This window comes from Stenotrophomonas sp. HMWF023 (assembly GCF_003060985.1).
GTDB lineage: Bacteria > Pseudomonadota > Gammaproteobacteria > Xanthomonadales > Xanthomonadaceae > Stenotrophomonas > Stenotrophomonas lactitubi.
In genome coordinates, this window is sequence record NZ_QAIJ01000018.1 from 1 (window position 1) to 12820 (window position 12820).

The following is a 12820-nucleotide window of genomic DNA, read 5'->3' on the forward strand; positions in this document are numbered from 1 at the left end:
ATGCAATTTGTTGCGAAATGCTGCGAACGGCAAAGCGTGGCATTCGCGAACCAAGCGCGTGCGCGTGCGTGGTGAGAGATGTGCAACTTCACGCCGCTTGTGGAGGCGAGCCTTCGAGACATCACGACCCCTGCGCGCCTCAGCCGAGCATGGCTCGGCTCTACAACAACGCAGTCGAGCAAGCTCGACCCTACTCGTAGTCGGCGGTGACGGTGATTTCCGAGTGCACTTCACCGGCCTGCAGCCCAGGCCACCTGCTGGGTCCGCCACTCGCATGGCGCCGGGACTGGAAGGAACGCTCCAACGCGCCGTGGCTGCGCCCCCTGCCTCGGGCGCCTCAGCGATATGTAGCCGTCAGCACTGCTTCGCCTACGATGGCACCCGGCTTCAGTGTACCGGCGGTGCGAACGATGCCCATCCATACATTGAGTGGCTCTGCGGATGCGGACAGAAGACCGGCATTACGGTGCCTCAGCCCCACTGCAACCGCATCCTGTGAGGGGCTCGTACCGCCGCGAGGTGCGCTGACTGAATGCAGAAAACCGATCAAGGCGAGCGCGGGCCGAGGCTATAGACGCTGTAGGTCCTGCCATCATCGGAGGCGATCTCCCGCTCGTAGGTCAGTCCGGTCAGCGGTAGATCCACGACGAAGGCATTCGTTCCAGGATCACACTGGAAGGGATCGATGAGTGTTGCACCCGATTGGAGCACAAACCTCCGGTCAGGCAGGTCGAGGTTGGGCATCGTCATGCTGACCGTCACGTCCTGGTCGCCTGGATTCAGCCGCATGCACGCCGCCCCTGCTGCGCCTGGCAACAGCCACGCCAAGGTCAATGCGGCAAGCGCTGCTCTCCGCGGAGGTCGCGCGTGCCGCAACAGCCACCCGCTCACAGATAGTCCGCCGTCACCACCACCTCGGTCCGCACCACGCCGGCGTTGATGCCACTGGTGGACGGCAGGTAGTAGCCGGCACGCAACGGATAGGTGGCCGTGGCGCCACTCACCACCAGATCCACACTGTCGCCCTTCGTCAGATAGGTGGTGCCGGTGGCCGCTGCCAGCAGCGCAACGCTTACCCCGGTGGCGGCATCGGCGGCCGCAGTGTTCTTCCAACGCAGCGCGTCGCCATCGGCGGCGGTGCCGTCGAAGGTGAGGGTGGCCTTGGTAACGCCGATGCAGCCAGTGAAGTTCAGTGCACCGGCCTTGAGCGCGTTGTCGCCGACGGTCATTTCGTTGGCCTTGACCGGGTCCAGGGATATCTGCGCGTCCGCCAAGGTGCAGGTGCCGGGCAGTACGCGACCGGTAATGGTCAGCGTGGCCGCGAAAGCGGCCGGGGCGATACAGGCCAGCAGGAAAGCGATGGCGATACGGGTGGGGAAAGCAGTGGAAGCGTGCATGGGATGACCTCGTGATGGAACGACGGAAAAGGGTTCAAGGTGCGTCGGTGGTGGCAGCCTGCAGGACCGCCTGCAGGCCGGGCGATAACGCGGGGTACGGCGTGCACACCGCCTGGGTCCAGGACAGGCCGTACGCGTCGGCGGCGGCAGGCGTGGTGTATTCCAGGCGGCAGCGGTGCGGGCCGTCCGGGTCCACGATCAACGCGCCGCTGTCGTTCGCGCCGCGCAGCTGGATCACGCCGCCCTGGCCCACCGCGCCCATCGGCTGGCCGTTGTCATCCACGACCCGCGCAGCGAACGGCAACGGCTGGCCGAGCGCATCGGTGGCATCGATGAACAGCGTGCGCTCGCGCGTGGCGGTGAACGCCACCCGCACGATGCTGCCCGCGGTGGGCGCCACGCGCTGGGAGGTCTGCAGCAGCTCCACTTCCAGCGGCAGGCCGGACGGGTCCAGGTCGATCTGGTTCCAGCGATAGGGGCTGACATGCGGTAACAACGCGTAGCCATTGCCGGCCACACGGATCGGGTCGCCATAGCCCACTTTCGCCCCTTCGGCGCCCTCGGCCTGGACCAGCACGAAGCCCTCGCCCACCGCGGGACCGAAGTTGATGCCACCCGCGTGCAGCGCCACGCTGCCAGCCGCCCCCAGGTTGAGGCTGCGGTAGCGCTGGGCCTGGCTGTAGCCCGCGTTCAACGCAATCTTGCCGCCCTGGTACGCAACATAGGTGTCAACGCTGGCCGATTCGGCGGCCGACCGGCTGGCCGTGGCGCTGTAGGTCAGTGCGCGGGAATCGCCCAGCGCACCTGCGACCCCCAGCTGAAGCTTGCCACCCTGGCCGGAATGGCCCACCTGGGTGGTCGCGCGTGGCGCACTCGCGCTTCGCCCCAATGGCACGCCGAAGGTGAAGGTGTAGCGGGTGTCCTGGCGACCGTCACCGAGGCGATAACGCATTGCCGACAGGCTGTAGTTGGCGCGGCCCAACGTACTCTGGAAGCCGAGCTGAAAGTCGTTCTGCCGCTGCGTGCTGTCCCAGTAAGCCACATGGCCGCCGCTGAGGTACACCGAGCTGCGCGCGCCAAGCCGCTGGGTGAAATTGACCTGGTAGCGCTGTCGCGCACGCGTGCTGTAGCCCCACGCATCGTCGCGAACGCGCGCGGCATCGTTGAGGGTGAGGTAGCCGCGCGTGCTGTAGCGATAGGCGGCAAGACCGACGTTGGTACCTGTTTGTGCAACGTAGCGCTGGAAGTTCAAGCGGATGCTGTTGCCGGTCACCACATCGTCTCCGCGCAGACGCGCGCGCGAGTGGGTCACATCGGCACCGAAGGCGCCGATCGCGGTGTTGATGGCCGCACCGGCCAGCACCGACTGGTACGCCTCACCCGCCTGCGCACCGCCGAGCAGGGTCAGGCGGTTGCTGATGCCACGCGCGTAGGTGCCTTCGGCAAACCGCAGGGGCTCCACGTTGCCGCCGGCACCGCGCAGCACGCCAGCCGTGGCACTGAAGCGGGAAGAGCCGACCCGCAGTGCCTGTGGCACCGCAGAAAAACTGACCGAGAAGCGCTGTTCGCGGCCGTCGGCTTCGGTCACGGTGACAACCAGGTCGCCACCGAAGTTGGTGGGATACAGGTCTTCGATCAGGAACGGACCCGGCGCGACGTTGGCTTCATGGATGATGGTGCCGTTCTGGTGAATGCGCACCACTGCATTGCCTTCGGCGATGCCGCGCACCGCCGGTGCATAGCCGCGCAGTGAATCGGGCAGCATGCGCTCGTCGGTGGCCATGCGCACGCCGGTGAACGCCACGCTGTCGAACAGTTCGCCACCGGTATTGCCCTGTCCGAGCAGCAGCTGGCTGTTCCAGTCTGGCAGGTCGCGTTGCAGGTGGCTGCTGATCACGTCGTGATGGGTACCGCGCTCGCCCTGGTTCACCGATGCACGATGGCGCAACCGCCACGCGCCCAGGTTGAGGCCGGCACGCAGGCCCAGGTAGCGGTTGTCGCGCCCATCGCTGCGGTGCTGGTTGAAACTGTAGTCGATGAACCCGGCGTTGATGCCGCGGTCGCGCTGCGCCGGGGCGACATACCCGCGCGCATGCTGTGCCTGCGCGGCCTGCGGCACGCTGATATCCAGCTGCAGGCTGCTGCTGTCGAAGGCCACGGTTGCGCCTTCAACCAGTGCCGGCAGATCCATACAGGTGGCGTCCTGCGCTGCCAATGCGTCCAGATAGACCGGTTTCAATGACAGGTAGCCTGCCAGCTCGGCGGGCAGACAGGCCGTGGCGATATGCGGGTCGCTGGAGGCCAGGAAGGTGATGTCGCGCGCCAGCTGGAACTGGCCATTGACGTTCACTTCCACCGCGTAGTCACCCGCGGGCAGTGGATTGCCATTGGCATAGCGTGAGATGTCGATGGCATCGCCACCGAGCAGAAAGCCGTCACTGAACTCGATGGCCGGCGCGGGCGATGCCCATGCAGGTGCGGCCAACACCAGTGCAATGGCTGCCGACAGGGTGCGAAGCGGGGCGGAAACAGACAGGTGCATGGCAATGCCCGGCTGAACCCGGACGTCGTGCAATGGGGAGAAGTGGGAGGCTAGGCCTGCGATGCCACCAAGGCCATGCAATTTATTGCAAACGATGGGCGACGCAACTTGTCCTAGCCCAACCGGTTGAACACGTCGAAATGCCTGGTCCGGCCGTGCGACATGCAGAAACGTCGCCTTCGGAATGATTTCAAAGCCATCGTCGCCCAGGGTCTTTTGCAACTTCTTGCATGTCCGCAGTACCGGGTATCGCAGACACTGCCGCCGTTCGCCTCTGGGTGACGCCCTTTCCATCAACAAGAGATACCTTCATGAATCCGAAGATCCGCCTGCTTGCACTGTCGCTGCTGGCCGCCGTCGCTGCTCCTGCCTTCGCCGAGAATCTGGAAATCACCGGTGAACTGCTCACCTCCACCTGTGCCGTGCAATCCACCGGCGGCACCATCACTGTCGCAATGGGCAAGGTCGATCTCGCATCGGTCAACGCCAATACCCGTGCCGGCCAGAAGACCTTCAGCATCAGCCTGGATTGCACCGGTTCGGGCGCCTCGCAGGACGTGGGCGTACGCTTCGGCGGTACGCCGGATGGCAGCACCGGCAATCTGAAGTTGACTGCGGCCTCCGGCGCGACCCAGGTCGGCGTCGCGCTGTATGACGCCGCCGACGTCCAGCAGAAGATCGGTGAGGACCCCACCCAGTGGGTGACCATCGCCGCCAATGGCAGCGGCCAGCTTGACTACTCCGCGTGGTACGCGTCGCCGGGACAGGATGCTACGGCCGGCACCGCCAATGCATCCGGTGACTTCGTGGTGCTTTACCGGTAAGCCACCCCGGGATGGCTGGCGTCACCGCTGGCCATCCCCTCCATCGAGAGGTGACATATGAAACCCCGTGCATCGACTGGGGCGTTCGCGCTGGCCGTCTTCCTGGCGTCCCTGCCCGCGTCTGCGGCAGTAACCCTGCAGGGCACCCGCATTGTCCATGACGCCCAGAAAGGCCGCGACGTCACGATCAAGGCCACCAATACCGGCGGGCAACCGGCAATGACCCAGGTCTGGATTGACGATGGTGACAGCCACGCGCGTCCAGAGAACGTGCGAACTCCCTTCCGGCTGACGCCAGCCGAGCCACGCCTGCTGCAGGCCCACCAGGGCCAGGCCTACCGCGTTACCTATGCACCGCGCCCGTCGGAACCGGCGCTGCCGACCGACCGCGAATCGGTGTTCTATTTCAACCTGCTGGATATCCCACCCAAACCGGCCGATGCCACGGGCAAGAACCTGCTGCAGTTCGCGGTGCGCACGCGGGTGAAGCTGTTCCACCGGCCTGCGGGTCTGCCAGGAGCAGCGCGTGATGCCGCTGCAGCACTGGTATGGTCCAGTGCAGACAATGCGTTGCAGGTCACCAACCCCACTGCCTACCACGTGACGCTGAGCACGCTGATGCTGGCTGACGGCCGCAAGGTGGACGTGGACATGATCGCCCCGGGCCAGCAGGTGCGCTATGCGCTGCCGACGGATGCATCGATGCCGAACCAGGTGACCTTCCAGTGGCTGGATGATTACGGCACCCCGCGCGACCAACAGGCCACTGTAGGCGCCCCGTAACGGCGCGCATTGCGCGCCGTAGAGCCGGGCTCTGCCCGGCTGCGCTGGAACATCCGCAGAAAGCAACCGGGCAGAGCCCGGCGCTACGATGATGCACGAAGCAGCACGCGTAACGCGAAGGAGCCGGGCATTACCCGGCTCCTTTTTTTGTTACCAGCGCACGCGCATCCCCAGCTGGCCACCCACGTTGCGGTAGGCGTGGTCGCCACGCTGCACGCTCATGCCACCCCACGCCGACCAGCGCTGACCCAGCTTCAGCTCGGCACCGGCCTGCACTTCATAGCGGTTGCGTGGCATATCCGCGCCCAGGGTTTCGCCATTGAAGGCGAGTGCGTTGGTGCGCGGTCCACGCAGCCAGTTGGCCGCCATAGACGACATGGCCCTGGACGGCATCGTGTACCCCAACGAAGCGTGGAACGTGCGTGGCGTGCTGGGCCTGCCGTCGGCCAGCACCGCCGGGCAGATTCTGCCCACCGCGCGTGGCGCGGCCGGCCGCCTGTTCGCGTTCGGGTTCGATGCATGGAAGATCAGCGCCTACCTGGACAAGATGGCCAACGAAGGCGGCCTGCCCGGCGCCACCGGCACGCTGTTCCTGGACAGCAACGGCAACGTGCTGCGCGTGCCGGCCTGGTCGACCTTCAGCGGCGGCCGGCCGATGCCAATCGCCAGCGCCAACTAAGCCCCATGCCAACCGCGCGGGCACAGCGGGGCGCGGCGGTGGAAGCTGCCGCGCAGGCTTACCTGTGCAATGCCGGGCTGCAGCCGATCAGCGCCAACGAGCGCTATCGCGGCGGCAACCTGGCGTGCAATGCCGGTGGCCCGCGCGCGGTGAAGTACGGCACCAGCCGCGACAACGTGCTCGGCTTGGTGGCGGTAACCGGCGCAGGCGACCTCATCCACTGCGGCGGCGCCTACACCAAGGACGCCACCGGCTACGACCTCACCCATCTGCTGGTCGGCAGCGAAGGCACGCTGGCGCTGATCGTGGAAGCCACGCTGAAACTGACCCCGCTGCCGGTCAGCCAGGCCGGCCTACGCGTGCTGTACCGCGACGCAGATGCCGCCGCCGCTGCCGTGTCGCCGCTGATGTCGCAGCCTGTGGTTCCCACGCGATTGGAATTCATGGACGCACGCAGCCTGCAGCTGTTGCGCCTCAATGGTGCCGACGTGCCGGAAGCGGGTGCGATGTTGCTGGTCGAGGCCGATGGCGACCACGACACCCTGCCCTACCTGTTGCAGGCATTGGCGACCGCCGCCGAGGGCGACGGCATGATCGAGCTGGATGTGGCGATGGAAGGCCGCGCGCGCGATCAGTTGTGGGCTGCACGCAAGGCCTTGTCACCCGCGCTGCGCAGCGTCGCCCCGGGCAAGATCAACGAAGACGTGGTGGTACCGGTGTCGCGCATTCCGGAGCTCGTATCTGGCGTGCAGGCATTGGCGCACGACTACGCGCTGACTATCGTCACCTTCGGCCATGCCGGCAACGGCAACCTGCACGTCAACATCCTCTACCACCCGGACGACGCCGACGAGAACGCACGCGCGCACGCCGCGCTGCCGAAGATCTTCGAGCTGACGCTGGCGCTGGGTGGCACGCTGTCGGGCGAACACGGCATCGGCCTGGCCAAGCGTGATTTCATGGCAAAGGCGTTCACCGCGGAAACGCTGGCGGCGATGCGCGCGATCAAGGTCGCGTTGGACCCGGATGGCATCCTCAACCCGGGCAAGGTGCTGCCGCCGGCATAAGGAATCACGTCGGTGGCGGTGCGCCAGTAGCGCCGTCGCCGGCAAGATCAATCAGCAGCTGCCGGAAGCTGGGCAGCAGCACGCGATTGCCGTGCCCACTCAGGTGGTCATTGTCGAAGAACAACGGTTCACCGTCCTGCACTGCCGAACAGGTATCCGGCCCGCACAGCAGCGGCAGCGGGTCCCACACGGTCAGGGAGGGGTAGCGCGCGGCCAGCTCGGCCAGCAGTGCCATCTGCGGTGCGCGCAGCCTCTGCAGATCCGCACGTGGCATGTCCAGGCCACCGGCGCACGCCGGGTTGCTACGGTTGAACCAGTCCGAGCAACGATAGGCCCCGGCCTTGAACAGCGGCAGCGGTGCATCGATGACCACGTGCACGCCCAAACGCTGCAGGCGGCGAAGTACACGCTCGGCTTCTTCCCGTGCCGCCTGTGCACGCGCGGGCGTACGCTCGGCCAACAGCTCTCGATAGATCTGCTGCTCGCCGTGGTGTTGCCAGTCGAAGCCCCGCAGTTCCGGCATGCGCAGTGCCGCCAGCAACACGATGTCCCCCGCGCGCGCCTCGCGTTCGATACTCGACAGGCTTTCCTCGATGAAGTCCTGGCACCCGGCCGGGCTTGGCCCCAGCAGATTGACGAAACTGCAGCCGCCGCGGTCCTCCTGGCGTATCTCCATCCCGGTCTGCCGCGCGGCCATGCTGGTCATCGTGCGGTAGGCCGCCGCATGCGAATCGCCGACAACAAACAGGCGCCGCCCTTCAAGGGCGGGTGCGCTCACCGGTTCCAGCGGTCGCCACGCCGGGTAGCGGCGCGCCTGCCATGCATAGCCATCACGGGTGACGCTGAGCGAGATCTGCTCGTGGTACTCCACCGTCGCCCAGGCGCCGGCACCGCACAGCGCCACCACCGGCAGCACCATCGCCAGCACCCTGGCCGGCGCCAGCCGCAGCAGTGGCGCAGCACTGCGCAGCGGACGTTCGACGCAATGGTAGGAGGCGGCCGACACAGCCAGCAGCAGCACCGGATACAGCCACAGCGCAGCGCCCTGCGGCCCCCAGGTCCAGCGCAGCAGCACCAGCAGTGGCCAATGCCACAGGTACAGCGAATACGACAGGCGCCCCAGGTAGGACAGCGGTGCCCAGCCCAGTGCGCGGGCGACACGCGATTCACCCTGGCCCGCCACCACCGCCAACAGCAGCAGGGTACCGATCACCGTGGCCAGCACACCAGGCACCGGCATCGCCAGTTGCGGCGCGACCAGTACGCCCACCAGCAGCAGGGCCAGGCCGGACAGTGCGAGCGTATCCCCGCGCTTGCCGGGACTGCGCGTACTCATCCACTGGTACAACAGCGCACCGGCGGCCAGCTCCCAGAACCGCGACGGCAGCAGGTAGAACGCTGCTGCGGGTGCCGCCTGCGCCCGCCAGGTCGCCCACGCCAGCGACAGCACCGTGAGCGCCGGCAGAAGCCAACGCGACCAAGGCCAGCGTTCGCGTCCGCGCAACCAGACGAAGAACAGCAGCGGGAAGACCAGGTAGAACTGCTCCTCCACGCCCAGCGTCCACGTGTGCAGGAACGGATTGAGTTCCGCGCCGGGCGAGAAGTAGTCATCCTGCTGGCCGGCCAGCACGATGTTGCTGAAACCCACCAGCGCCGCCCAGCCGGTCTGGTCGAACTGTTCGTTGCGCCAAGCGCGGGGAATGAACAGTGCCGACAGCACGAAGGTGGCCATCAGCATCACCAGCAGCGCCGGCAACAGGCGCAGCACGCGGCGCCGATAGAAATCGAGCAGCAATGTGCCCAGCGACAGATTGGCACGCGAGGCCAGCGACTGGCTGATCACGAAGCCGGAGACCACGAAGAACAGGTCCACACCGGTGAAACCGCCGGGAAGCCACGCCGCGTTCGCATGGAAGGCGATGACGGCCAGCACCGCCAGTGCACGCAGGCCATCGATGGCAGCGTTGTGGGAGCGTTCGGGGAAAGGCATGCGGGCGACCGTCAGCGAGCGATCCGGCAGCATCGCCACCGGTTGCACAGTCACTCAATGGACAAATGCGACAGGCATGTACATCGTTCAGGTCCGGTCCCGGCTCAACACGGCATCTACAGACGTCCGCGCGCCAGAGCGGTTGGGGTCAGAACCCATTGCCGGGGCAATGGGATCCGACCCCGGTGTCATTGTTTACCAGACCACGCGCAGTCCCACCCGGCCACCCACGTTGCGGTAGTCGTGGTCGCCCCGCTGCACGCTCATGCCGCCCCAGGCCGACCAGCGCTGGCCCAGCTTCAGCTCCGCACCCGCCTGCACTTCGTAGCGGTCACGCGGCACGTCGGCACCCAGCGTTTCGCCGTTGAAATCCAACGTACTGGCCCGCATGCCGCGCAGCCAGTTCACCGCCATGTACGGCTGCACCACATTGCCGGCCCGGGTGTCGTGGCCGAATACGCGTACGCCCATGCGGCCGCTGAGGCCATCGACGTCGGCGCCATCGACCCGCGTCCCGTTGCGTTCCACATGCCGGTCGGCCCGGTAATCCACGTGCGACAGCTGCAACTGCGGCTGCACGTAGAGCGCGGCATTCGGTCCCTGCCACACGTTGAAGGTATAGCCGCCTTCAACGGACGTGTTCAGCACGTGGGCGTCGTACTGCTCGCGCGGCAGGTCCACGCCGTCCACGCGGTTGTCGAAGCGGCCGCGCTGCACGCTGGCATCCAGATAGGCACCTTCCACATGGCCCGGCCGTTGCAGCCAGGTGGCGTACGCGCCGATGGCAGTGCCGCGCACGCGGCCCTTGGCGGTGTAGCCGGTCAGCGTGGACACCACGGTGTTATCGGCGCGCCCGCTGCCGAGCGTCAGCCCCACCGTTGCGCCGCCGCGCTGCCACACGTCACTACCTACCTGCAGCAGCGAGGTGGTGCCGTTCACGGCCAGCTGACCGCCTACGGCCTGGAAGTCGGCCTGCTGGCGGCCCACGCGTGCCCACGCCCCGCGTCCTTCGGCAAGGCCCGGCGCGCCGCTGCGATCATGCAGACGGTGCTGGAACATGCCCACCGCGGCGGCCTGGTTGGCCAGGTAGGCACCGGCTTCCGGGCGCAGCACCCGGCCCGGCGGCGTGATCGGCGTACCATCATCGCCCCCTTCTTCCGGGTCCGGGCCCGGCGTTGGATCCGGATCGGTGACACAGCCCGGAGAGGTCGGATCGTCCTGGCAGCGGTCGAACCATTGCGAGCGCAGGTACCACTGGCCATCGTTGGGATCGGCGATACCGCCCTGGAACAGGAAGTACTCGTACGAACCACCCACCGCACGCCCCGCCAAGGCGTAACGCGCCAGCGATGCGCCGTCGACCTGGATGAGCTGGATGCCATCTTCGGTGGGCGCCCCCACGCCACCGACGTTCTGCACGCGCAGGCTGGCATCGCCACTGGTATCGCCGCGCACGTGCAGGCGGTCGATCACGGTGTCATCGCCCGCCAGCGCACCGTGGAACAGGAGCGTGCCGCCGTCGCTGTGCAGGTCGCCGTCCACGGTGAGGATGTTGCCCACCGCTGAACGCCCATCGGACAGCGCCACCGTGCTGTCGCGCACCGTCAGCGCAGCCACGCGTGCGTCGCCGCGCAGGGTCCACTGGCTGCCACCGCCCAGTTCCAGGTGCTCCACCAGGTCACTGCTGCCCCACCAGTGCGAGCCACCGGCCAGGCTGACCTGTACCTGCGATTGCGGCACCCGCCCGTTCTCCAGGTCTTCGCGGGTGATGACAATGTCGCCCTGCATCTGCGCGCCGTTCTCCAGCCGCACATCGAAGCGCCCGCTCACCGCGGCGTCCAGCGACAGCGCGGTGCCATTGCCACCGGACAGCAGCGCGCCGTTGCCCAATGTCAGCCCCGCATCGCGGCTGCTGCGCAGCCACACGCCGCCATGCTCCGCGCTCACCAGCGAGCCGCCGTCGATCTGCAGGCGACCGTTGTCGTTGATCACCGCCGCCCAGGCGCCCTCGCCTTCTGTACGTACGTGGGTATTGCGCAGCGTCATCGCGCCGCGACCACCGGACAACACGCCGTGGGCGTTGATGCCCGTGGTACGCACGACGCTGTCTGCCAGGTGGCTGCTGCCGCTCAGGCGCGCGATGGCGCCGACGGCGCCCGCACCGGTGGTCAGAATGTCGACGCGGGTGGCGTGGGCGACCGGTGAGCCGACAGTGCTGCCATCGGCGTACAGCCCGTGGCCGTTAACGCCGGTGGTACGCAGCATGCTGTCTTCCAGCGCAGCCTGGCCCCGGAACAGGGAGACTGCCGGGCTCAGCGTGCCATGGCTCGTCACCGTGGAGCCCACCAAGCTCAGCGTGGAATCGCCGATGAGCAGGATACCTTCGCCAGTGTCGGCGGTGATGCGGGATCCCACGATGGTGGCGGTGCTGTTGGACTGGTTGATGTTGATGCCGATGTTGGCCGACGTCAGCGTGCTGTTACGCATGTCCAGCGTGGCGTTGTCCCACAGGAGCATGCCGCGCCGCCCCTGGATGTCCACGCCATCCAGCGTGCCCTTGCCGCCACGGGTGATGCTCACGACGCTGGCGCCGTCGCCCGCTGCATGGATGCGCCCGCCGCGCATCACCACCTCGCCGCCGATGCTCAGCGCCTCGCCCGAGAGCTCATGGGCAAGGGTGATATCGACATCTTCCAGCAGCACGTTGCTGCCCGCGCCGGCGACGACACCGTTGGAACCGGCAGCGCTGCCGTTGATCTGTACGTTGCGCAGGGTGACCGCACTGGCAGTGCCAGCCGCGATCCGCACCGCGCTACCGTCTGTGTTCTGATCGATCTGCACACGTTCGGCCAACAGGGTGCCGCCGCCAACATGGATGCCGTCGGAGTTGCTGCCGTTCACTGCCAGCAGGCTGTCGCGCAGCTCAGCATTCCCCCCGCGCAGCGACACACCATGCGACAGCCCACCCTGCGTGGTGATGTGCACATTGCTGGCGCCCAGGGTTCCGCCGGCGAGCTCGATGCCCGAACTGGCTACGCCGTGGGTCTGGATCCGCGTGCCCTGCAGCACGGCTGCTCCGGCAGTGGTGATCGATACGCCGGCCGCGCCGTATCCCGTCGTGTTGATACTTCCTCCGCTCAGTTCAATGCGGCTGCCCAGGCCCTCGACGCGTGCCGCCGCTGCACGGAGTCCCTCGGAGCGGAGATTGACTTGGCCACCGGGAACGATGGATCCGCCGTTGATCGCATAGAACACGTACCCGGACCGGTCGCCTGGGCTGACCGGATCGACAGTGGCGTAGTCGCCGGCGGCCGGCACCTGTGCGTCACCGTCCGCGATGACTTGTTGCGCCGTTGCGAGGTGTGGTGCGGCAAGCGCGACGGCAAGCGCAAGAGAGAGGCCGTGTCGAGGGGGGTGGGGGGATTGCATGGGAAAGCTCCAGTGGAATGCGCTGGAATCCTCGACTACCCACCTGCAAGTGCACCATCCAATCTGTTGCAAACGCACCCGCGACCGGGTGTCGCGGACGATGCCCACC

Annotated in this window: 9 protein-coding genes and 1 pseudogene; 4 read left to right on the top strand and 6 right to left on the bottom strand. The window is 67.0% G+C overall.

Features of this window, described 5'->3' with window-relative positions; all coding sequences use genetic code 11:
• Positions 1-546: 546 nt before the first annotated feature.
• From DBR20_RS00420 to DBR20_RS00430, 3 genes are read right to left on the bottom strand one after another with little or no spacing between them, the layout of a single operon-like run.
• The gene (locus DBR20_RS00420; RefSeq protein WP_146186917.1) at positions 547-828 is read right to left on the bottom strand and encodes a hypothetical protein; all 282 of its coding nucleotides are present in this window, start codon (positions 826-828) and stop codon (positions 547-549) included.
• A 59-nt stretch (positions 829-887) separates the two neighbouring features.
• Positions 888-1397: a fimbrial protein gene (locus DBR20_RS00425; RefSeq protein WP_108264791.1), complete on the bottom strand. Its 510-nt coding sequence runs from the start codon at positions 1395-1397 to the stop codon at positions 888-890.
• A gap of 34 nt (positions 1398-1431) precedes the next feature.
• Complete coding sequence (locus DBR20_RS00430; RefSeq protein WP_108264792.1) at positions 1432-3939, bottom strand: fimbria/pilus outer membrane usher protein; 2508 nt, start codon at positions 3937-3939, stop codon at positions 1432-1434.
• Between the two features lie 311 nt (positions 3940-4250).
• Between DBR20_RS00430 and DBR20_RS00435 the strand changes: the two genes are divergently transcribed.
• Complete coding sequence (locus DBR20_RS00435; protein ID WP_108264793.1) at positions 4251-4763, top strand: fimbrial protein; 513 nt, start codon at positions 4251-4253, stop codon at positions 4761-4763.
• 57 nt (positions 4764-4820) lie between these two features.
• Complete coding sequence (locus tag DBR20_RS00440; RefSeq protein ID WP_108264794.1) at positions 4821-5546, top strand: molecular chaperone; 726 nt, start codon at positions 4821-4823, stop codon at positions 5544-5546.
• Positions 5547-5696: 150 nt separating this feature from the next.
• On the opposite strand, the gene DBR20_RS00445 is transcribed toward DBR20_RS00440, so the two are convergent.
• Positions 5697-5915, bottom strand: coding sequence for an autotransporter outer membrane beta-barrel domain-containing protein (locus DBR20_RS00445; protein WP_033830344.1), 219 nt, complete (start codon positions 5913-5915; stop codon positions 5697-5699).
• 1 nt (position 5916) lies between these two features.
• Between DBR20_RS00445 and DBR20_RS00450 the strand changes: the two are divergent.
• Positions 5917-6225, top strand: a pseudogene (locus tag DBR20_RS00450) (penicillin-binding protein activator); the annotation flags it as partial.
• A 5-nt stretch (positions 6226-6230) separates the two neighbouring features.
• Positions 6231-7292 (top strand): FAD-linked oxidase C-terminal domain-containing protein, encoded by a 1062-nt coding sequence (locus DBR20_RS00455; protein ID WP_108264796.1) that lies wholly within the window; start codon positions 6231-6233, stop codon positions 7290-7292.
• A gap of 4 nt (positions 7293-7296) precedes the next feature.
• Here the strand turns inward: DBR20_RS00455 and DBR20_RS00460 are convergent, their stop codons facing one another.
• Together DBR20_RS00460 and DBR20_RS00465 are read right to left on the bottom strand one after the other, a co-directional pair.
• On the bottom strand, positions 7297-9315 hold the full coding sequence (locus DBR20_RS00460; RefSeq protein ID WP_108264819.1) for an acyltransferase family protein: 2019 nt from the start codon (positions 9313-9315) through the stop codon (positions 7297-7299).
• A gap of 162 nt (positions 9316-9477) precedes the next feature.
• Positions 9478-12711 (bottom strand): autotransporter outer membrane beta-barrel domain-containing protein, encoded by a 3234-nt coding sequence (locus DBR20_RS00465; protein ID WP_108264797.1) that lies wholly within the window; start codon positions 12709-12711, stop codon positions 9478-9480.
• Positions 12712-12820 lie beyond the last annotated feature (109 nt).

Coding starts and splice junctions, on each gene's coding strand:
- DBR20_RS00430 (WP_108264792.1), bottom strand. CDS start 3,939: ATGCACCTGTCTGTTTCCGCCCCGCTTCGCACCCTGTCGGCAGCCATT.
- DBR20_RS00440 (WP_108264794.1), top strand. CDS start 4,821: ATGAAACCCCGTGCATCGACTGGGGCGTTCGCGCTGGCCGTCTTCCTG.
- DBR20_RS00445 (WP_033830344.1), bottom strand. CDS start 5,915: ATGGCGGCCAACTGGCTGCGTGGACCGCGCACCAACGCACTCGCCTTC.
- DBR20_RS00435 (WP_108264793.1), top strand. CDS start 4,251: ATGAATCCGAAGATCCGCCTGCTTGCACTGTCGCTGCTGGCCGCCGTC.
- DBR20_RS00465 (WP_108264797.1), bottom strand. CDS start 12,711: ATGCAATCCCCCCACCCCCCTCGACACGGCCTCTCTCTTGCGCTTGCC.
- DBR20_RS00460 (WP_108264819.1), bottom strand. CDS start 9,315: ATGCTGCCGGATCGCTCGCTGACGGTCGCCCGCATGCCTTTCCCCGAA.
- DBR20_RS00425 (WP_108264791.1), bottom strand. CDS start 1,397: ATGCACGCTTCCACTGCTTTCCCCACCCGTATCGCCATCGCTTTCCTG.
- DBR20_RS00455 (WP_108264796.1), top strand. CDS start 6,231: ATGCCAACCGCGCGGGCACAGCGGGGCGCGGCGGTGGAAGCTGCCGCG.